The organism is Coleofasciculaceae cyanobacterium, from assembly GCA_036703275.1.
Taxonomy (GTDB): domain Bacteria; phylum Cyanobacteriota; class Cyanobacteriia; order Cyanobacteriales; family Xenococcaceae; genus Waterburya.
Genome location: DATNPK010000060.1, coordinates 76,991 through 97,513, shown reverse-complemented (window position 1 = coordinate 97,513; position 20,523 = coordinate 76,991). Strand labels below are relative to the sequence as shown.

The window sequence follows — 20,523 nt, the reverse complement described above, 5'->3', positions numbered from 1 at the left end:
TACTCAAGTTGTTAATCAAACAGATAATCGATAAATTAAGTCAGTGAGCACACCTTTTTTGATTTGTGATCTAAATTATTGGTTTTTTTACAAAACTTAATACAATATGCAGATAATCACTGAGTATGTATGCCTAAAGAAAAATGGAAATTCAAATTCTTTGGCTAACAGCTATTATCGTCTTACCGCTAATAGCCTCAGCAGCTATTCCTCTAATTCCTGATAAAGATGGCAAAACTGGGAGATGGTATGCCTTGTTTGCTGGATTAGCGAACTTTAGCTTGATAGTTTACGGATTTTGGGAACATTACAATTTTAACCCTATAAACAAACGATAAGTTTTAACTGCACCGAATTAATTTGAGTGCAGTTTTTTAGTGAAGTTATATAACAAATCAGATAAAATACTTAGTTTACTTGGTATTAACCAAAAATTAAACCGCGTTGTGATCAAAACAAATGCAAACCTTGTTGAACGAACCACAATCTTTATTGTTTCATCCTGGTGATGAGCTGCCTCAAAGAACAAATCATCTATGGTTAATTGTTAATGGTGTAGTCAAAAGCTATACTGTCAGTGAGGAAGGCACATCAATTACTTTAGGATTTTGGGGGGTAGAAGACTTAGTAGGGGAATCTTTGTCTAAGGTAGTCCCTCATACCCTTAAATGTATGAGTAAAGTTGAAGCGATCGCTATATATCGAGCTGAATGGGAAACAGTATCTAGAAACCTGCTGTACCATGCTAAACAAACACAGCAGCTAATGTATATTCTTCGCAGTACTAGAATAGCCAAACGACTATGGTTGCTTTTAAAGTGGATGGCTGGCAAATTTGGGCGAGAAATTAGACAAGGAAAATTAATTGACTTTAAAATAACTCATCAAGAGCTAGCTGATGTGGTTGGGACAACTAGAATTACGGTAACTAAAACTTTAAATCAATTTGAAAGAGAAGGTCTGATTATACGCCCAAAAACTAAATGTATTATTGTAAGGCGTTGTTGATCTTAAAGTCTTGAAGTAATTATTTTAGCTATGAACTATGAGCTTTTGAGCGACTGTTATACCTAAATTCGTCAACACTAAAAATAAATCTATTTAACTTGATAAACTTAAAGTTAAGCATAGTCAAGACAAGATACAAAAACTTATGTCCCCTGCTAATAAAGTCCAGGATGTTCAGGTATTTCCCGTAGCTGCTAATACTCGCGTATTGCGATCGCGTACCTGGGATCGGCTCAAGTTTGAGATTGAATACGCTCTGCAAAAAGGAACTACCGCTAATTCTTATCTAATTGAAGGGGACAAAACTGCTTTACTTGACCCACCAGGAGAATCTTTTACGACTATTTTTCTTGATGCCTTACGCTCAAGAATTGAACCCCAAAAAATTGATTACGTTATTTTAGGTCATATTAATCCTAATCGCGCTACTACCCTCAAAGCTTTATTAGAAATAGCGCCTCAAATCACTATTGTTTGTTCAAATCCTGCTGCTATATCTCTGCGTAAAATTCTCGAAGATAAACAATTAAATATTCAGATTATTAAAGGAGAAGACACGCTCAATCTCGGTCAGGATCATGTTTTAGAGTTTATACCTACACCTAATCCTCGCTATCCCGATCATCTCTGCACTTACGATACCAAGACAGAAGTTTTATATACCGACAAAATATTTGGCTGTCATGTATGTGGCGATCGCGTTTTTGATGAAGGGTGGACAATCGATCTTGAAGATCGTCGTTATTATTTTGACTGTTTGATGGCCCCCCACGCCCGTCAAGTTATTACTAGCTTGGATAAACTTGCTGATAAGCCAGCTCGCGTGTACGCTACAGGACATGGTTCTTTGGTGCGGTATAGCTTGATTGAATTAACTGCCGATTACCGTATCTGGGCGAAACAGCAAAATGAGCGTGAATCTAGCGTAGCGCTAATCTATGCTTCGGCCTATGGTAACACCGCGACTATTGCAAATGCGATCGCCAGAGGAATTACTAAAGCTGGAGTAGCTGTCGAGTCGATTAATGCAGAATCAGCTAAACCTGAAGAAATCAAAACTGCCATTGATAAATCTGCGGGGTTTATTATGGGTTCACCGACTTTAGGAGGACACGCCCCGACTCAAATACAGTCAGCCTTGGGTATTGTCTTGGCAAACGCAGCAAAAACTCAGCTAGCGGGGGCATTTGGCTCTTTTGGCTGGAGTGGCGAAGCAGTAGATCTATTGGAAAATAAATTTCGTAATGCTGGCTATAAGTTTGGTTTTGAACCGATTCGGGTTAAATTCACTCCTACTGATGCAGTGTTGAAAACCTGTGAGGAAGCGGGGACAGATTTTGCTCAAGCCCTGAAAAAAGCCCAGCGCGATCGCACTAAAGTAAGGCAGGCTCAAGGAATTGATTCGGATGTTGATCGCACCGCTAAAGCTGTCGGTAGACTGGTAGGTTCAATGTGTATTGTCACCACCAAAAAAGATGAGGTTTCTGGGGCGATGTTAGCTTCTTGGGTATCTCAAGCCACCTTTAATCCTCCTGGTTTAACTGTTGCTGTTGCTAAAGAAAGAGCGATCGAATCTTTATTATTTAAAGGCAATAATTTTGTGTTAAATGTCTTACCAGAAGGGAAGCATATCCCCTTAATGAAGCATTTTCTTAAACCCTTTGCCCCAGGAGAAGATCGCTTTAAAGGAGTAGCGACAGAAGAAGCGAGTAACGGCTCTCCCATTTTGAGCGATGCTTTAGCTTACGTAGAATGTCAAGTAGCTAACCGTATGGAATGTGGCGATCACTGGTTAGTTTATGCTGTAGCCGAACAGGGTAAGGTATTAAATTCTGAAAGTGTAACGGCAATACATCACCGTAAATCAGGAACACATTATTAATAGCATGGCGATCGCTTATTCGACTCAGCTAAACTCAATTCAATTTAGCCAGCATTTTGGCATCATAAATACCTTCAGACCAATTCTTTGCTGTTTTGATCTGTTCTACAGTCAGATTTTCCACTCCAAAAAACTTGGTTTTTTGCAGATTAGCATCATCTAGCAAACACTCATTGAAGTTAACGTCGCCAAAATAAGCTTGAGATAGGTTGGAACGGACGAAATTTGCCCCGATAATATTGGCGCTTACAAAATCTACATCTTGTAAATTAGCTTCAATCAAGTCGGTATGACTTAGATTAGCTCCCGTAAGTAAGCTGTTACTTAGGTTGGCGTTGGTTAATTTAGTTTCTACTAGGTTAGCGTGGCTTAAATTGGCGTAGCTCAGGTTAGCATTACTTAGATCTGCGCCAGATAAATAAGCATGGCTGAGATCTGCCCCAGAAAGGTTAATTCCTCGTAAGTCGGCTTCTGGTGCAGTAAAACCTCTTAAAGGAATGTGATCGTTGTTTAAGTCTTGTAGAGCCTGCAATCTTGCATAGCTATTTCTCAATCCATGAGCCGAATCTATAGTTTTCCAAGCTTCGTAATGTGCCTGTTTGTCTCTCTCTGGTGCTTCGAGAAAAAACAACCAAACTGCGACTAAAATACTAAATCCTTCGACGACATTCAGTAGGACAGACTCTCTAATCTGGCAAAAAAACCAAGACTCAGCAGGATTACAGTCTTTTTCAGCACCAAACACCGTCTCAAATGCCAGAATCAAGCCAATTAAGACGGTAGTTCCCCCAATGGCAGTTAAAATTCGATAAAAAGAACGTTGCAGTTTTTTGTTACCAATTTTCATTTTGACTATCCTTTAGGGGTTTGTCAGAAGATTTTTTATGCCTCTACCAGTTGCAGTGTAGGCTCTGATTCAATTTCTGTTGGCGCACCGTCTTTGACTAAAGAGCGAGAACTTCCACCAGTTTCAATCATGTCAGCAACCATAGCAAACATAGCATCTATTTTACGCTTTCTCCACTCGGCTACCAGCGCCTCAACTTCAAAAGTTGGTAATCTTCTTTGCATCGCTTCATAGAGATAGGCTGCGTGTCTGGTTTCGTCTTGTGCCACGCTAAGGATACTCTGCTGCAAATTTCGGCTTTTGGGTTCATCGTCAGGTAATGCTGTTGCCATACGAGCAAAATCTTTACTGGCATCAAACTCTAAAATATAAGTACTAGCCATAAATACTAGCCAGTCGATATTTTCGGCTTTTAGTGACTTGGGATCGTAGTCTCGATAAAATTTACCAAAGAAAGGACTAGAGTTTTTTTGCTCTTTGGATTGCTGTTGCTTCATCTCGTCAGCAGTTTTAACCTGTTTGCCTAACTGTTTTAGTCCATGAGCAAAGATTTGACCATGACGCTTTTCGTCAGCAGCGTGGATAGTTAATTTTTCTGCTAGCCAAGTATCTCCTTCGCTTGATGCTCTGGCTGCTAATTTGGTAAGAAAAGGTACTGCACCAGATTCAGCCATTTGAAAGCCGGCGAGGGTATTAGGACGAGTTTGCCGATCGCGTAATCTGCTTGCCAGGATGTATGCTGTCGCACCCGAACCGATGGTGTTAAGAATACTAGTAATAAAGTCCATTGCAATTCTCTTGTATGTATAGCTGGTTATATTTATTCTAGTCAATTATTTTTCATCAGAATGTTCAGATCCCTGAGTTAATGGAAATGGCACTAGCTGCTTTGAAAGCTTTCTCTCTAGCTAATTCAATTGTATCTGCTTTGGCTAAAGCTACTCCCATACGACGATAGGGACGAGAATCTGGCTTGCCAAAAAGTTTTAAGTCTACATCTACTGTTTCTAAAGCTTTTGCCACGTTGGCAAAGCTAATTTGCGCTGAATGTTTCTCTGCCAAAATTACGGCACTAGCAGATGGCGCAAACACGTCTATTTTAGGAATGGGCAGACCTAGAATTGCTCGTAAATGCAGTTCAAATTCATTTAAGTTTTGCGAAATTAACGTAACCATTCCCGTATCGTGGGGGCGAGGAGACAGTTCAGAAAATATTACCTCATCTTGAGTAATAAAGAATTCTACGCCAAATATTCCTGCTCCACCCAGAGCATCGGTTACTTTAGCAGCGATCGCTTCAGCCTGTTGAATTTTGGCGACGGATATATCCGCGGGTTGCCACGATTCTTGGTAATCTCCTCTTTCCTGACGATGACCAATAGGAGGACAAAAGATAGTTGGTGCATCCCATTGTTTCACGGTCAAAAGAGTAATTTCAATTTCAAAATCGATTAATTCTTCGACAATAATTTTTTGAGTGTCTCCCCTGGCACCTTCAATGGCATATTCCCAGGCTGCGGCTACTTCGTTAGCTGCATAAACAATGGACTGTCCTTTGCCAGAAGAAGACATCACGGGTTTAACCACATTAGGAAAGCCGAGTTCTGCTGATGCTTGAGCTAATTCTTCGAGGCTGCTGGCGTAAGCGTATTTGGCAGTACGGACACCTAATTTTTGGGCAGCAAGTTCACGAATGCGATCGCGATTCATCGTGTAGTTAGTTGCTGCTGCGGTAGGAATTACCGTAATACCTCTTTGTTCAAATTCCTCCAGCTTTTCCGTACGGATCGCCTCAATTTCTGGCACGATAAAATCTGGCTGATATTTATTGACAACCCGCTCTAAATCATCACCATTGAGCATGGAAATAACTTCTGATGCGTCGGCTACCTGCATGGCTGGTGCGTTAGGGTAACGATCTATCGCCACGACAAAATTACCCAAACGTTGTGCAGCGATGACAAACTCTTTGCCCAACTCTCCCGCACCTAATAGCATGATTTTTTGGGGTAACTGCAAATTCTTCATTGATTAAGGCGATTAAACTAGAGAAACATGATTCAAAATTGTAAAACCGTCGCGATCGCTTAAACTACTTTGCGGTAAGCTATTAGCCCTTAGCCGTTAGCTATTAGCTTTGTTAAAACCTTTATCCAAGGTTAACTTTATGTTTCCCCCAAATTTTCTCAGCTAAAAACCTAACTCATTCTTCTGTATTACCGTACCACGTTCTGGGCTTAACGTCTGTCTCCTGTACCCTCTGAAGTTGCGCTACAAAGCACTGCCCCCAGAAGAACCCTCTGAGCGGCAACCATAGACCCAATCCTGGTATTTTGGTTTCAGTTGTTAGGACTTGTTCGATGTCAAACTTTCCTTCACACATCCGACGCAAATTCCACAGAAAAACTGGTGTAATATGACCAATAGCTTCGTAGCTACTAAGGAAATTGTAGAGTTTTCCTGTGAGAAAAAATATCAACCTAACATACCAATTGTCTAGGTTGGGTGTGCTGAGCACTATAGTGCCGCCAGGTTTCGTTACTCTGTGTAGTTCACGCACTAAATGCCAAGGGTTTTCCAAGTGTTCGATAATTTCTGTTCCCACAACCACATCAAAACTTGCGTTATCGTAAGGCAAAGCATCATTGAGGTTTGCCACCTTGAATGGGATTTCCTTCGGTATAAAGTTGTCGCAATGAAGGTCGCACGCACTGACTGAGAACCCCAACTCCTGCAACTTTTTGCTCAAAGCACCAGTGCCAGCCCCAATATCTAGAAGCATACCTCGCTCACGATTCTCAAGTAGTTGAATCACTCGGCAATGAATGCGCTCGTCTGTATACGACGTGAGTCCAAAAGACTGAGAACTCATACTGGAAAACCCTCCTTTGCATTTAGGTGTGTTATTACATCTGTGCCTATTTGCGAGGCAATGAAACTTGAGCAGCATTTCCTCTGCTTAATTCGATCGGCCAGAGCTAAGTATAGGACAGTTAACTCGAGCAAGTTATTTAGAGAGACTAATATTTAATAATGCTTAATATAAGCGTAATTGTCATTTAAGTAGCAAAGCAATTATGTAAATTATTGCTTACGAATCAACCGCTTTTTAGGATATAGCCATCGAGCAAACAGTTTGGTCATTCTTGGCATCACCACATAAGTCATCAGCAATACGAGTATGGCAGTAATAATTAAACTTTTCAGCAGTACAGGTAAAGGAAAAAATTCTAATAAAGGCGCAAGCGTTAGATTCGCCAGTTGAATTAGAGGAAACAGAGCAAACAGAGTAATTGTTGCCATTTTATAGCGCGGTGGTGGCAAAATTAGTTTAGGAGAAGGTAAGGTAAACCAAGTTTCTAAGCCCGTAATCACTCTAATTCTAGCTGGCTCTAAGCGCAAACTTTCAGCGCGAGCTAACCACTGACGGCGACACTCTGATTCTTCCCAGATCTGGAGGTTGCTAGCACGATCAAATTTAAAAATGATTTGATATTCATTGTCTGCTGAACTATTAGGGCGAAAAACATTAGTCCCTAAATGCCCTTCAAAAGTCATGGCTGTGGCAGTAATACCAGAGATGAATTTTTCAAATGCTGCTTCGCATCCAGGTTTTACTCGTCGCGAGATAACAACTGTGACTGGTGGATCGACGGAATTTTTACCTCTCATTTCCCTTGTCATTATGTAATTGATCTGAGCTTCAGAAAAAATTGTAGTTTTATGACAAAAGACCAACAGGTAATTAAATATACAATTTTGTAAAAAAAACTGGAGAAAGTATGCAAGTATCGACCAACTCAATATAAAACTAGAACACCAGATGATGAATGATCGGCCTGTGATATTGATGAGGCGAAAGTAGAGCCAGTTTTTATTAACTAACAGTTAATAACTAATCTGATAAGCATTAAATATGATAAAAAAATGAATACAAGATGATTTAATTATGATAATAAATAAACTAACATATCAGCTAAACTAAAACTAATTTAAAAATTTTGGAAAATGGAATTAGCGAATATTTATCTCATTGGAATAGGTTTGGCTGCTGATGCTTGTGCTGTTTCTTTGAGTAGTGGTTTATTTATTAAACATATTAAATTCAATAAAGCTGTCAAAATTGCTTTGGCATTTGGCATTTTTCAAGGAATAATGCCTTTGATTGGCTGGCTAACTGGCTTAACTTTTCGCGAGTCAATTATTCAAGTAGATCATTGGATTGCTTTTGTTTTATTAACTGCTATTGGTGGCAAAATGATCTATCAAGCTTGTCAACAAGAAGAAACGCAAGCTAAATTTAATCCCTTAGATAATTACACTTTATTAGGACTGGCGATCGCAACCAGCATTGATGCTTTAGCTGTTGGTTTGAGCTTATCAGTCCTAAAAATTTCTATTTTCTTGGCAGCAGCAATTATCGGCATTATTACTTTTTGGCTATCCTTAATTAGTGTTTATCTTGGTCATAAATGGGGTAATTTATGTAAATTTAAATTAGAACTAATTGGCGGGATAATGTTAATTTTTATCGGCGCAAAAATATTAATCGATCATTTAGCTAGTCAATAATCTATCTTGCAGAATAACTTGAGAAAATCCTATAGTTTTGTGACGCAATATTCAGCTAGTAATCAAAGATACAATTTTTCTCTGGGCAATTGTATACAGTATGCAAAAGAACTGTTCACTGATGCTATTGAGTTGACATCAGGGGTTTAAGAGACGCCGAAAGGAGTATCTACACAAGTGAATGTAATCGATCCCAAAGAAACCGATCGACCCAGAGGCAAACCGCCTCGTCAAGGCTGGCAAGGTGCGATCGCCAATTATTTTAAATTCGATCAGTATCAAACTAGTTTTCGGACAGAAATACTAGCGGGGATTACTACCTTTATGACGATGGCCTATATTTTGGTAGTCAATCCATTAATTCTTTCTGATGCTATTTTTCTCAATCAACCAAAAGATTTATTTGCCGAACTAGTAGTTGCCACAGCAGTATCAGCAGGAATCGGAACACTGATTATGGGTTTGTTGGCAAAATATCCTTTTGCCCTTGCTCCAGGGATGGGCATAAATGCTTTCTTTGCCTATTCGGTGGTGTTGGGTTTAGGTATTGACTGGCGCGTCGCTTTGGCTTCTGTATTTATTGAAGGACTGATTTTTATCCTACTAACAATTAGCGATATTCGTCGTCATTTAATTACTGCCGTACCTAGCTCAATTAAATCGGCAACCACGGTAGGAATTGGTTTATTTTTAGCCTATATCGGCTTAGGCGGGGCAACACAGACGGGGGGCGCAGGCTTAATTGTCGCTAACGAAGTTACCAAAACTGACTTTGGCAGCTTGGCCCAACCTCAAAGTTTAATGGCCATATTTGGCATTTTCCTAACGGCTTTCTTGATGATCCGACGTATCAAAGGTGCGTTGTTGTGGGGCATTGCTGGAACTGCACTCCTGGGTTGGATATTTGGTGTCGCTAACGCCCCCCAGGGAATTGCTTCCATTCCCGCTTTTCCCGCGAACTTATTTGGGGCAGCATTTATTGGGCTAGGCGGAATCAACGGCAGCAATTGGATTGACTTTATCGCAGTACTTTTAGTATTCCTGTTTGTCGATCTATTCGACACAATTGGCACTCTTGCAGGGGTAGGAATGCAGGCAGGATATATCGATGAGAATGGAGAATTACCTAGAGCAAATCGGGCATTGACCGCAGATGCGATCGCCACTACTACAGGGGCAATTATGGGAACATCTAGCGTAACTACCTTTGTGGAATCGGCTTCGGGAGTAGCTGAGGGAGGACGTACTGGCTTTACTTCGGTAGTAGTTGCGGGGCTATTCTTTATTTCCCTAATATTTACGCCAATTTTTGAGGCCATACCCGCTTTTGCTACCACTCCAGCTTTAACTATTGTTGGGGTGTTGATGATGGCAAGCATTACCAGTATTAGCTGGGATGATTTAACCGAAGCCATACCTGCATTTCTCACGCTGTTTTTTATTCCCTTTGCTTTTTCCATTGCCGCAGGGCTATCTATTGGCCTAATTACCTATCCCCTATTAAAAACCTTTAAAGGCAGGGCTGGCGATGTTCCTCTAATTACCTGGATTCTCGCAGCTATATTTATTGCCCGCTTTATTTTTATGACTCTGCGCTTCGGCTAACTGTAGGGGTAAATTGTTGTTCGCCCCTACTTGTCTACAACTAAATGAAAAATTAATTGATTGAATTATGGTAAAACCAACAAATCAAGAATTAACTTTAGAAAAAGCTATTAAACCAGAAGCACCTGCTTCAATTGAATCGGATTTAATTTATGGCTTAGAAGCGCGTCCGCCGTTTGTCGAATCAATTTTTGTCGCCTTACAGCACGTCTTTGCCTGTTTTGTAGGCATCATTACCCCAGGTTTAATTATCTGTGGGGCGTTAGAAGTTTCACCAGCCGATACAACTTTTATTCTCAGTACATCCTTAATTGTTTCAGGAATTGCCACCTTTATTCAAGCCAAAAGATTCGGACCCGTAGGTTCTGGTTTACTCAGTGTTCAGGGGACAAGTTTTGCTTTTTTAGCCCCAATTATTGCAGCTGGTTTAGGAGCTAAACAAGCTGGTGGTAGTGCTACAGATGCTCTAAGTCTTATTTTTGGCTTATGTTTTTTTGGGGCTTTAGTTGAAATTGTTATTAGCCGCTTTTTGCATCTAGCCAATAAGATCATTACCCCTTTGGTGACGGGTGTAGTAGTAACTTTGATAGGCTTAACTTTAATTAAAGTGGGAATTACCTCAATGGCTGGAGGTGTACCTGCCCAAAATAACGATACTTTTGGCAGTTGGACTTATTTAGGAGTTGCTTTTTTGGTTTTAGCGGTAATTGTTACCCTTAATAGTCTCAACAGTAACTTTTTGCGGATGTCATCGGTTGTCATCGGTTTAGCAGTGGGTTATTTAGTCTCGATTCCTCTGGGATTGGTCGATTTTAGCAATCTATCGCAACTACCGTTGTTTACTTTGCCCATACCGTTCAAATATGGTTTGAAGTTTGATTTTGGAGCGTTTATTCCCTTTGCTTTTTTATACGTAATTACTGCTATTGAGTCTATTGGCGATTTAACTGCAACCTCGGCTATTTCTGGCGAACCAATTGAAGGTCCAATATATTTCCGCAGACTTCAAGGAGGAATTTTGGGCGATGGGATTAATTCCATGATTGCTGCTGCTTTCAATACTTTTCCCAACACTACCTTTAGTCAAAATAATGGTGTAATTCAACTTACAGGCGTAGGCAGTCGCTATGTGGGCTACTTTATTTCGGTAATTTTCCTGATTCTCGGTCTTTTTCCCCTTATTTCAGGTGTTTTTCAAGCTTTGCCTCAACCAGTTTTAGGCGGGGCGACAATTATTATGTTTGGAACTGTGGCAGTAGCAGGAATCAAAATTCTCTCGATGGTTAATTTAACTAAACGTAATTCAATTATTTTGGCAGTTGCTCTTAGCATGGGATTAGGAGTTACTTTTGTGCCTGAGATTCTTGACGCTTCACCTGAACTAATTAAAAGTATTTTTTCTTCTGGTATTTCTTCAGGCGGGCTTACCGCTTTAATTCTCAATATGGTTTTGCCAGGTAGAGAGTAGTTTCATTTAATATTTATCAGTGCAGTCTGATTATTATTCAATAATTACAGTCAAATATGTACGACTTAAAAGCGATTATTATCGGTTCGGGAATGGCTGGTTTAGCAGCAGGTATTGCGATGCGCCAAGCGGGATACGAAGTAGAGATTTATGAAAAAACCAGAAAATTGCGTCCTGCGGGGGCAGGTATTTCTTTGTGGTCGAATGGAATTAAAATTCTGAATAAATTAGGGCTGGGCAAAGAAGTTGCTGCTATAGGCGGACAAATGAACCGCATGGAGTATCGTAACAATCAAGGAGAGGTTTTAAATGATGTCAACTTGATACCTTTGATGGAACAGGTAGGACAACGACCTTATCCCGTGTCGCGTACTGACTTACAGGAGATGATGCTCAACGCCTTCGGCAAATCTGACGTGAAGATGGGAATGCGCTGTGTGGAAGTTAAGCAAGATGCAGATAGTGCTACGGCCATCTTTGAAGATGGTAGTACTGCTACAGGAGACGTAGTTATTGGTGCAGATGGCGTACATTCAGTAGTCCGTAGCTATCTCAACGGAGGTAAAATTGAACCGCGTTATGCTGGTTACGTTAATTGGAATGGTTTGGTAGAGGCTAGTCCAGATTTAGCTGAAAGTGATGTCTGGGTAATTTATGTTGGCGACGGTAAACGAGCTTCGATGATGCCTGTAGGGGGTAATCGTTTCTACTTCTTTATGGGCTGTCCTAAACCACAAGGAACAAAAACAGCTCCAGAAAATATCCGCGCCGAATTAAAAGAAATTTTTGCTGGGTGGGCGCAACCAGTGCAAAATTTAATTGAAAAGTTAGACCCAGAACAGGTTAACCGTTTGGAAATAGGTGATATCGATCCTTTGCCTAATTTAGTTGAAGGTAGAATTGCCCTAGTAGGAGATTCGGCTCATGCTACGACTCCCACTTTGGGACAGGGAGGTTGTCAGGCGATGGAAGATGCAGAAGTATTGTGTCGCTATTTAATCACAACCAATATTAGCGTTGAAGATGCCCTCAAACGTTACGAAGCAGAACGTAAAGATAGGGTAGCACAGCTAGTTTTAAAAGCCCGCAAGCGCACCGATACTATTTATAACAAAGAACCAGATTTGACTCGGCAGTGGTACGAACAATTAAAACAAGAAAATGCTCAAGATGTGACAGGCGCGATCGCTAAAATTATTTTAGGAGGTCCGTTACATTAATATCAGGGCTGTTCGCAAATAGTCCCGACGAGAATGATAATTTAACCACAAAATTTTATGTCAGGTAAATTGACGACTCACGTTTTGAATACGGCAAATGGTTGTCCTGCTGAAGGAATTGCGATCGCTCTTTGGCAACTCGATCTCAACGTAGATTCTAAAACTTTATTAAAAACCGTCAAAACTAATCATGACGGACGTACTGATGAACCTCTATTAGCAGAAGACTTGCAAGCGGGAATATATGAACTAATCTTTTCCGTAGGTAATTATTTTGCTCGCTATGGAAACTATCCCGATCCGCTTTTTTTAGACCAGATTCCGATTCGTTTTGGCATTAGTGATATCCAACTTCACTATCATGTACCTCTACTAGTTTCGCCTTGGTCTTACAGTACCTATCGAGGAAGTTGAGCAAAGAATAAGAAATAAAGGATGAAAGAGAAGCAATATGCGATCGCAAAATTAAATAATCTGTCTCAGGAGGAGTTTACTGCTATTTTAGGTGAGATTTGGGAAGAAACACCCGAAATTGCGGAGCAGGCTTGGCAAAACAGACCTTTTGACAATTTGGAAGCTTTATATCAGGCTATGCTTACCGTAGTCAACAAGATGAGTGAAGCTAAACAGGTAGCCTTAATTAAAGCTCATCCCGATTTGGGTAGCAAAACTAAGATGCCAGAGGCTTCGGTACAAGAACAAGCAGGAGTTGGTTTAGATCGCCTATCTAAGTCAGAATATCAGCGTTTTCAAGCTCTCAATCAGGCTTATAAAGATAAGTTTGGCTTTCCCTTTATTATTGCGGTCAAAAATCATAGCAAAGAAAGTGTGTTGACCGCGTTTGAAACTCGTTTAAAAAATAGCCTAGAACCAGAAAAACAAGAGGCTTTAGCCCAAATTAGTAAAATTGCCCGTTTGCGGCTAGAAACCATAATTGAAGAGTAATAATCAAGTTGGCGGGAACATTTTGTAATTTAAGTAACATCAATAACAAATGCGATCGCAATTATCTTGCAAACTAAGCCTATGTTTATCCAAGTAAAGGCTTAAATTTAGATGAAAAGTAGTAAATTATCTTTTTATGCTCGACAATTATTGTTCATAACTATTTTAGCTGTATTTGCTTCATCAACTATCATATTAGCTGCTAATTCTCAATCAACTTCTCAATCAACCGAAAATGAAGCAGCGATCGATTACTTGGTTAAATCCACGCCAGAGAATGTAATTTGGGGAGAATTGTTTATCTCTGAGGACAAACCAATTTTACAAGTCAAATCTGGAGATGTTGTTACTATTGAAACTATATCTCACGAAGGTATCTTACCTGACCAGGGCGATACTGTAGAGTTTTTTACCAGAGCAGGAATTAACAAAGCGGACATTTTACCAGATCAGCTTGCAGTCAAAGAACAAATTGAAAGAACTGGAAAAGGACCTCATGTAATCACTGGACCAATTTATATTCAAGGTGCTGAACCAGGAGATGTCCTAGAAATTAAAACTGTAAGCATTGACTATCGTGTCCCCTATGGAGTGATTTCAAATCGTCATTCAAAAGGAGCTTTACCTGAAGAATATCCCCTCAACAATGCAGATATATATACCAAAGTTATTCCTTTTGATATTGAGCAAGGAATAGGAATTTTTCGTCCTGCCAATCAAAGACCAAATATCAATCTTCCTCTTAAACCATTTATGGGCATCATGGGAGTAGCACCTGCCGATCCCAAAGAAGCCTTAAACTCAGTTCCGCCTGGTAACTATGGTGGTAATATAGACATCAAACACTTAACTGCGGGTTCTAGTTTATACTTACCAGTGCAAGTTCCTGGCGCATTATTTTATACTGGCGATCCTCATTGCGCTCAAGGGAATGGGGAAGTTGCTTTAACAGCAATTGAATGTTCTCTAACTCCTACTTTTGAATTAATTGTCCACAAAAACAAGCAGCTAGACTCCCCAATGGCCGAAACTCCCGAAGCCTGGCTAGCAATCGGACTAGATGAAGATTTAGATGAGGCGATGAAAAAAGCCGTACGCAACTCCCTACAAATTGTGGAAGATGAATATGGTTTGACTAAGCAAGACGCTTTGTTGTTTGGTAGTGCTGCAATTGATTACGAGGTTTCCCAAGTTGTAGATATAGTCAAGGGTATTCATGGAGTTATCCCCAAAGATATACTGCAACCTTTAAAACAAAAATAAAATTTTGTCATAAGCTAAAAATTATGGCATTGCTGAATTGTCATGCCGTAATTTTTATTTTACTTATCTACTGAAAACATAAAACTACTCAAAAGCTAAAAGCGGTGATCGCGCGAGCGATATTTTGGGATTAACCGTAGCCTAGCGTAAAATGTTAGGGCTGGTGTTCATTTTGCTGAAACTCTAAATTATGCCTTGTATACATAACCGTGAAGTTGCTCGGTTAATTAAGACGGACTACAAATTACCAGATCTACAAAATTTAATTTCGCTCTTGCGGCATCAAGAAACGTTAGAATTTCCTAGTTTAGATAACGGTTTATTTCCTGCTGCGATCGTTTCAAACTCTAACGAATATACTGGATATGCTGCGGTATGGGTACGAGATAATATTTATGTTGCTTATGCTCATTACCTTTCAGGAGAAATTGAGCTGGCGGTCAAATGTGTTCGCTGTTTGATGCAGTATTTTAAGCAGCACCAACACCGCTTTAAAAAGATTATTGATGGCGAGGTAGATCGAGATAATGTCATGCAGCGTCCTCATATTCGATTTAACGGCGCAGATTTGACGGAAATAGACCAAAATTGGCAACACGCTCAAAATGATGCTTTGGGTTATTTTCTCTGGTTTTACTGTCAGTTAATTACCGATAAAATTTTACAACCAAGTCCAGAAGAACTAGAAATTTTGAGCCTGTTTCCTTTATACTTTGAGGCGATCGCCTATTGGCAAGACGAAGATAGTGGTCATTGGGAAGAAGATCGCAAGATTGCTGCTTCTAGTATTGGGGTTGTAGTGGCAAGTCTGCAACGTTTTAGCCAGTTAGTTAGAGAATATCCAGCGATACGCGATCGCTGTCGGTATCAAGATCGAACAATCGCTATCGAACTATTAAATGATTTAAGCGAAAAGGGAATAGATGCACTAAAAACAATTTTGCCTTCTGAGTCGATCCAGCCTGAAAAATCAAGACGTTATGATGCTGCGTTACTGTTTTTAATTTATCCTTTGAATGTTTTAGACGATGCCACAAGCGATCGCCTTATTGAAGATGTCATTAAAAATTTACAGGGCGAGTATGGTATTTCTCGCTATCTCAATGATTCTTTTTGGTGTCGCAATTACACAGATCTTCCCGAAAATATCCGTACCAGTATCTCTACAGAACGAGAACAATGGCTACAAGAACAAGGAAGAGAGCTGAAACAGGGAGAAGAAGCTCAATGGTGTTTGTTTGACCCGATTATTTCGGCTATATATGGCATTAAATGGCAAAAAACGCAGCAAACAGAAGATTTGGAGCAACAAACTTTTTACTTAAATCGTTCCTTAGGGCAATTAACCGCAACAGACATTAAACTAGGCGGGTTTAAATGTCCTGAACTGTATTATTTAACACAAGATAAGTATGTTCCTAACGATGCCACACCGCTTTTATGGACGCAAGCCAATTTGTCGATCGCGTTAAAAATTATGGAACAAAGTTTAAGTATAAAAGAGCGATCGCCTTAATCAATAAAATATTCTCAGGTAATTTAAGCTAACTTTTCCTTGTTTACTGTTTCTCAAGCTTTAGCCAAATTGTGATTTGCGATCGCCAACTAAAAATAGCCTAAAGATTTTACGATTAAGTAAGGAATTCTAGTAAGAAATAACCATGATGGTTCAAGCTCGTTTGACGAGGAGACAAGTAACCATTTCTAAGCAAATGAGGGATTATTTGCATTTAGATACTGGTAGCAAAATAGATTTTGTTATTGATACAAGAGATGTCAAAGTCATACCCTTAAATGTTGCTGCTAAAAATTTGTCGGGAATTCTACACCGAGAGGGAATGCCACCTGCCTCTCTAGAAGATATGGAACAAGCAATTATTGAGGGGGCTAGTGATAGGACTTGATACAAATGTTGTCGTGCGATATTTAACCAGAGACGATAAAGCACAATGGCAAAAAGCGGTAGAGGTTATCAATCAGTCTGAGTCTTGTTTTATTTGTAATATTCAATAAAACTACCGCAGATGCAATCGCTACGGGTATACCCATTCGGGTAGGACGCGAAGGACGCGACGTAGGAGCTAATCCTTTAGGGCTAATCATGCGCAGGTAATCGCTATTGTGGCGAAGTGAGCTTTAAAATTCGGCAAATTTTCTATTCAAAAATAAGTGTATTACTTGGATTGAGAGGCAAGGTAAAGACATAATAAATAATGCCTGCGCCCAGAAGTGCTATGGTCAAGCTAAAAATTAACACCCAGCGATCGGCTGGTTCGTATATATCTTCATCTATGTCGTGGCGTACAGCAAAGTAATGATAAGTTGAAAGCAGTACTGTCATCAATCCTACCAAAGAAAAGATTAATCCTAACTTCCAGCCATTACCAGGGGTAGTGGTTATAGGCGGTCTAAAAAAGCGCAGACGTACTATGACAACACCAAAACCCATTAAAGAGATTGCCGTGCGCATCCAGGCTAGATAAGTACGCTCGTTTGCTAGATGATCTCTAACACGAGAAGCATTTCTCCGTTTTGATTGAGCTAAATTTACTTGATTTGGTTCTGCTTTGCTCTTCACGGTTTGCTAGATTTCACTCATAATCTCAAAAACTAAAGTTAAATTACAAATCACTTCACTAATTGACAGTTACTGGTTGGGGGGTGGAAAAATTTTGTTCATATTGCTCAAAAGATTTTACCTCACGAGGTTCAAGATAGACTTTTTGTTCTACTTCTAAATTGAGTCGAGCAAATTTTTCTCGATTTAAATGAGCCGTAACTAGAGAGCTATCGGGTAGGATTAATTCTAATTGAATTTCCCAGCCTAAATGAACAATTCGCTGGACTATTGCGGGAACACTATTTTTTTGTGCAGTTTCCCAGACTTCAAAATCGTGAGGACGAATGAAAAAGCGTAAGGACGAATTAGATTGATAAACGCTATTTAAAATCGGGCTAGTATGAGAAAGTGTATTAACTTCGCCGACAAAGCTCATGACAAAAGGATTAATTGGCTGCTCGTAGACTTCTGCTGGCGTGCCAATTTGCTCGATTCTACCTTGATTCATTACCACAATTTTATCAGCTACAGCCATTGCTTCTTCGCGATCGTGGGTGACAAAAATGCTGGTAAGATGTACCTCATCATGAAGACGGCGCAACCAGTTGCGTAATTCTTGTCTGACTTTAGCATCTAATGCCCCAAAGGGTTCGTCTAAAAGCAAAACTTCTGGCTGTACTGCTAACGCACGGGCTAGGGCAACTCGCTGTCTTTGTCCGCCAGAAAGCTGGCTGGGATAGCGATCGCCAAAACCTTGAAGCTGAATTAATTCTAATAGTTCATCGACTCTTTGTTTGATAACTTTACGTGATTTTTTACGTATATCCAAACCAAAAGAAATATTTTGTCTAACGGTCAAATGTTTAAATAAAGCATAGTGTTGGAAAACAAAACCAATATTGCGCTTTCTAATATCAAGATTGGTAGTATCGCGCGCATTAATATGAACTTTACCTCGATCGGGAGTTTCTAAACCAGCGATCGTGCGAAGTAAAGTTGATTTGCCTGAACCAGAAGGACCGAGTAAAGCGACTAAAGTTCCAGGTTCGACGTTTAAATCAATGTTGTTTAAAGCTTGAAAGTCACCGAATTTTTTGGATACTTGACTAATTGTGATACTCATAAGACGTTGTTGATTTAAGGTATAAAATTGATAGTCAGACTATTTGTAGCTATTCGCTATTAGCTTTTTAATGATGGGTTCTTTTTTCGAGAATTTCTTTAAAAATTAGCGTCAATACGCCCAATGAAGCTAAAATCGCTGCTGCACCAAAAGCAGCTTCAGCTTGATAGTTCTTATAAGCCTGTTCGACAAAAATCGGTAAAGTAGCTGTTTGACCTAAAATACTGCCAGATACTACTGCTACTGCGCCAAATTCGCCCATTGCTCTAGCGTTGGTTAGCAAAACGCCATAAAGTAAACCCCAGCGAATATTAGGCAGGGTAACGCGGGAAAAAACTTGCCAATCATTCGCGCCTAAAGTGCGGGCAGCGACTTCTTGTTCTTCGCCAATTTCTTCTAAAATGGGAATAATTTCGCGGGCGACAAAAGGCAGGGTAACAAAAGCAGTCGCTAGGACAATTCCTGGCAGAGCAAATAAAATTTTAATGTTGAAACTTGCCAGTAAACCACCAAGCCAGCCATTTTTACCATACAGCAAGACGATAGTTAAACCAGCCACTACAGGAGAAATTGAAAATGGGAGGTCGATAATACTGAGTAACAAAGTGCGACCGCGAAACTGATTGCGACCGATTACCCAAGCAGCGCCAAGACCAAAAATAGTATTGAAGGGAACGGCGATCGCCGTAACGATTAGAGTTAAGATTGCAGCTTGCCAGAAAGCTCGTTGATTAATTGAAGTTAAGAAAACATTAATGCCCTGATGAAAAGCTTCATAAAAAATGGCGATCGCTGGGATTAATAATAATAATGCTAAATAAATTAAGGCGATCGGCAATAAGATTGATGATATTTTTGGTTTAGCGAGCATAACGGCGACTCCACTGTTGTAAAAGATTGATGAGCAACAAAAGTATCAAAGAAACCAAAAGCAGTACCGTACCAATTACCGTCGCGCCAGCATAGTCATATTGTTCTAATTTTTGAAATACTAAAACAGGAGCAATTAAATCTTTAAAAGGAATGCTCGATGCGATTAATACCACCGAACCGTATTCTCCTACTGCCCTGGAAAAACCTAAAGCCATCCCCGTCAAAATTGGCGGAATTAGTGGCGGTAAAATAACCCGCCAAAATGTTTGAGAGTCCGATGCACCCAAAGACCAAGCCGCCTGTTCGATTTCTGGTTCAAGTTCAAGTAAGACTGGCTGCAAGGTTCGGACAATAAAAGGCAAAGAAATAAACAGCATGGCTACAAATACCCCCAGCCTGGTAAAAGCAATTTTGATGCCAAAAGGTTCAAAAAATTGTCCAATCCAACCGTTGTTACTATAGATAGTTGCTAAAACCAAACCAGCTACAGAAGTAGGTAAAGCAAAAGGAATATCGATCGCGCCATCGACAATTTTTTTGCCAGGAAATTGATAGCGGACTAAAATCCAGGCAACCAAAGTTCCCATAACGCCGTTGATTATCCCCGCAGCTAAAGCGGTGACAAAGGTAACTTCATATGCAGACAGGGCAACGGGATCGGTGGCAGTTTGCCAGAATTCCCCCATGCCAAGACTGAGAGACTTGGTAATTAAAGCTGCCAGCGGCAAAAATAGAATTAAGCTTAAATAGCCGATGGTCATTACCCAAGGAAGCGAAATTTTCTTGGAGTTGGTTTGCTTGTTGTCGCGAGTCGATCGCAGATTTGGTTGAAGGCTAGTCATAAATTAATGGTTTACTTACGCAACTATCGTGATAAAACTGTCAAATGTTTTTCGAGCAAAAGTATTTGCCAGCAAACAATTGTCAAAACTAAATCTTCAAATGTTCCTGAAATTTCGACAAAATACCAGTCAAATTTATCAGTACCGATTCCTGGCAACTTGTAAACACTATTTAAATAGACTGTCGTAGCATTAGCTATATTCTGAATAGAGTCGGAAAAATCTTGCTTGGGAGTTTTAAGAGCCAATTTGAGTGTCAAAAAATTGCGATCGTGGCGATAGTAATCGAGACTAAGGTTATGGTTGTTCATAATT

At 40.0% G+C, this 20,523-nt stretch carries 23 protein-coding genes; 12 read left to right on the top strand and 11 right to left on the bottom strand.

Annotated elements, in window-relative coordinates:
- Window positions 1-143: 143 nt before the first annotated feature.
- The 3 genes from V6C71_10915 to V6C71_10905 all read left to right on the top strand — a co-directional run bounded on the left by V6C71_10915 (window position 144) and on the right by V6C71_10905 (window position 2,890).
- Window positions 144-338 carry a hypothetical protein gene (locus V6C71_10915; protein HEY9768989.1) on the top strand — a complete coding sequence of 65 codons (195 nt, stop codon included), beginning with the start codon at window positions 144-146 and terminating at the stop codon, window positions 336-338.
- A 121-nt stretch (window positions 339-459) separates the two neighbouring features.
- Window positions 460-1,008 (top strand): Crp/Fnr family transcriptional regulator, encoded by a 549-nt coding sequence (locus V6C71_10910; GenBank protein HEY9768988.1) that lies wholly within the window; start codon window positions 460-462, stop codon window positions 1,006-1,008.
- Between the two features lie 145 nt (window positions 1,009-1,153).
- Window positions 1,154-2,890: a diflavin flavoprotein gene (locus tag V6C71_10905; protein HEY9768987.1), complete on the top strand. Its 1,737-nt coding sequence runs from the start codon at window positions 1,154-1,156 to the stop codon at window positions 2,888-2,890.
- 34 nt (window positions 2,891-2,924) lie between these two features.
- Here V6C71_10905 and V6C71_10900 read toward each other — a convergent pair whose 3' ends face one another.
- The 5 genes from V6C71_10900 to V6C71_10880 form a co-directional block, all read right to left on the bottom strand.
- Window positions 2,925-3,737, bottom strand: coding sequence for a pentapeptide repeat-containing protein (locus tag V6C71_10900; GenBank protein HEY9768986.1), 813 nt, complete (start codon window positions 3,735-3,737; stop codon window positions 2,925-2,927).
- A gap of 35 nt (window positions 3,738-3,772) precedes the next feature.
- Entirely contained in the window at window positions 3,773-4,525 is a 753-nt protein-coding gene (locus V6C71_10895) for a ferritin-like domain-containing protein (GenBank protein HEY9768985.1), read from the bottom strand.
- Window positions 4,526-4,589: 64 nt separating this feature from the next.
- Window positions 4,590-5,765 carry a formate-dependent phosphoribosylglycinamide formyltransferase gene (gene purT / locus V6C71_10890; GenBank protein ID HEY9768984.1) on the bottom strand — a complete coding sequence of 392 codons (1,176 nt, stop codon included), beginning with the start codon at window positions 5,763-5,765 and terminating at the stop codon, window positions 4,590-4,592.
- Window positions 5,766-5,940: 175 nt separating this feature from the next.
- Window positions 5,941-6,609: a class I SAM-dependent methyltransferase gene (locus V6C71_10885; GenBank protein ID HEY9768983.1), complete on the bottom strand. Its 669-nt coding sequence runs from the start codon at window positions 6,607-6,609 to the stop codon at window positions 5,941-5,943.
- 212 nt (window positions 6,610-6,821) lie between these two features.
- Window positions 6,822-7,421: an antibiotic biosynthesis monooxygenase gene (locus V6C71_10880; GenBank protein ID HEY9768982.1), complete on the bottom strand. Its 600-nt coding sequence runs from the start codon at window positions 7,419-7,421 to the stop codon at window positions 6,822-6,824.
- A 324-nt stretch (window positions 7,422-7,745) separates the two neighbouring features.
- Here V6C71_10880 and V6C71_10875 point away from each other — a divergent pair, with 324 nt between their 5' ends.
- The 9 genes from V6C71_10875 to V6C71_10835 all read left to right on the top strand — a co-directional run bounded on the left by V6C71_10875 (window position 7,746) and on the right by V6C71_10835 (window position 16,714).
- On the top strand, window positions 7,746-8,309 hold the full coding sequence (locus tag V6C71_10875) for a manganese efflux pump MntP family protein (protein ID HEY9768981.1): 564 nt from the start codon (window positions 7,746-7,748) through the stop codon (window positions 8,307-8,309).
- 177 nt (window positions 8,310-8,486) lie between these two features.
- Window positions 8,487-9,914 carry an NCS2 family permease gene (locus V6C71_10870; GenBank protein HEY9768980.1) on the top strand — a complete coding sequence of 476 codons (1,428 nt, stop codon included), beginning with the start codon at window positions 8,487-8,489 and terminating at the stop codon, window positions 9,912-9,914.
- Window positions 9,915-9,981: 67 nt separating this feature from the next.
- On the top strand, window positions 9,982-11,382 hold the full coding sequence (locus V6C71_10865; GenBank protein HEY9768979.1) for a nucleobase:cation symporter-2 family protein: 1,401 nt from the start codon (window positions 9,982-9,984) through the stop codon (window positions 11,380-11,382).
- A 56-nt stretch (window positions 11,383-11,438) separates the two neighbouring features.
- Window positions 11,439-12,602: an FAD-dependent urate hydroxylase HpxO gene (gene hpxO / locus V6C71_10860; GenBank protein ID HEY9768978.1), complete on the top strand. Its 1,164-nt coding sequence runs from the start codon at window positions 11,439-11,441 to the stop codon at window positions 12,600-12,602.
- 57 nt (window positions 12,603-12,659) lie between these two features.
- Complete coding sequence (uraH, locus tag V6C71_10855; protein ID HEY9768977.1) at window positions 12,660-13,016, top strand: hydroxyisourate hydrolase; 357 nt, start codon at window positions 12,660-12,662, stop codon at window positions 13,014-13,016.
- Window positions 13,017-13,037: 21 nt separating this feature from the next.
- Complete coding sequence (uraD, locus tag V6C71_10850) at window positions 13,038-13,547, top strand: 2-oxo-4-hydroxy-4-carboxy-5-ureidoimidazoline decarboxylase (GenBank protein ID HEY9768976.1); 510 nt, start codon at window positions 13,038-13,040, stop codon at window positions 13,545-13,547.
- 111 nt (window positions 13,548-13,658) lie between these two features.
- On the top strand, window positions 13,659-14,810 hold the full coding sequence (locus V6C71_10845; protein HEY9768975.1) for an acetamidase/formamidase family protein: 1,152 nt from the start codon (window positions 13,659-13,661) through the stop codon (window positions 14,808-14,810).
- A 190-nt stretch (window positions 14,811-15,000) separates the two neighbouring features.
- On the top strand, window positions 15,001-16,326 hold the full coding sequence (locus tag V6C71_10840; GenBank protein ID HEY9768974.1) for a glycoside hydrolase family 15 protein: 1,326 nt from the start codon (window positions 15,001-15,003) through the stop codon (window positions 16,324-16,326).
- A 145-nt stretch (window positions 16,327-16,471) separates the two neighbouring features.
- Window positions 16,472-16,714 (top strand): AbrB family transcriptional regulator, encoded by a 243-nt coding sequence (locus V6C71_10835; protein ID HEY9768973.1) that lies wholly within the window; start codon window positions 16,472-16,474, stop codon window positions 16,712-16,714.
- Between the two features lie 22 nt (window positions 16,715-16,736).
- Here V6C71_10835 and V6C71_10830 read toward each other — a convergent pair whose 3' ends face one another.
- The 6 genes from V6C71_10830 to V6C71_10805 all read right to left on the bottom strand — a co-directional run bounded on the left by V6C71_10830 (window position 16,737) and on the right by V6C71_10805 (window position 20,519).
- Window positions 16,737-16,913: a hypothetical protein gene (locus V6C71_10830; protein ID HEY9768972.1), complete on the bottom strand. Its 177-nt coding sequence runs from the start codon at window positions 16,911-16,913 to the stop codon at window positions 16,737-16,739.
- 52 nt (window positions 16,914-16,965) lie between these two features.
- Window positions 16,966-17,388 carry a DUF202 domain-containing protein gene (locus V6C71_10825; GenBank protein ID HEY9768971.1) on the bottom strand — a complete coding sequence of 141 codons (423 nt, stop codon included), beginning with the start codon at window positions 17,386-17,388 and terminating at the stop codon, window positions 16,966-16,968.
- A 58-nt stretch (window positions 17,389-17,446) separates the two neighbouring features.
- Window positions 17,447-18,493 (bottom strand): sulfate/molybdate ABC transporter ATP-binding protein, encoded by a 1,047-nt coding sequence (locus V6C71_10820; protein ID HEY9768970.1) that lies wholly within the window; start codon window positions 18,491-18,493, stop codon window positions 17,447-17,449.
- A 67-nt stretch (window positions 18,494-18,560) separates the two neighbouring features.
- Window positions 18,561-19,364: a sulfate ABC transporter permease subunit CysW gene (gene cysW, locus V6C71_10815; protein ID HEY9768969.1), complete on the bottom strand. Its 804-nt coding sequence runs from the start codon at window positions 19,362-19,364 to the stop codon at window positions 18,561-18,563.
- Window positions 19,354-20,208, bottom strand: a complete 855-nt coding sequence (gene cysT, locus V6C71_10810; protein ID HEY9768968.1) for a sulfate ABC transporter permease subunit CysT — start codon at window positions 20,206-20,208, stop codon at window positions 19,354-19,356. Before cysT ends, cysW begins: the two co-directional genes overlap by 11 nt.
- 23 nt (window positions 20,209-20,231) lie before the next feature.
- A complete protein-coding gene (locus V6C71_10805; protein HEY9768967.1) occupies window positions 20,232-20,519 on the bottom strand; it encodes a hypothetical protein in 288 nt (95 codons plus the stop codon).
- Between the last annotated feature and the right edge of the window lie 4 nt (window positions 20,520-20,523).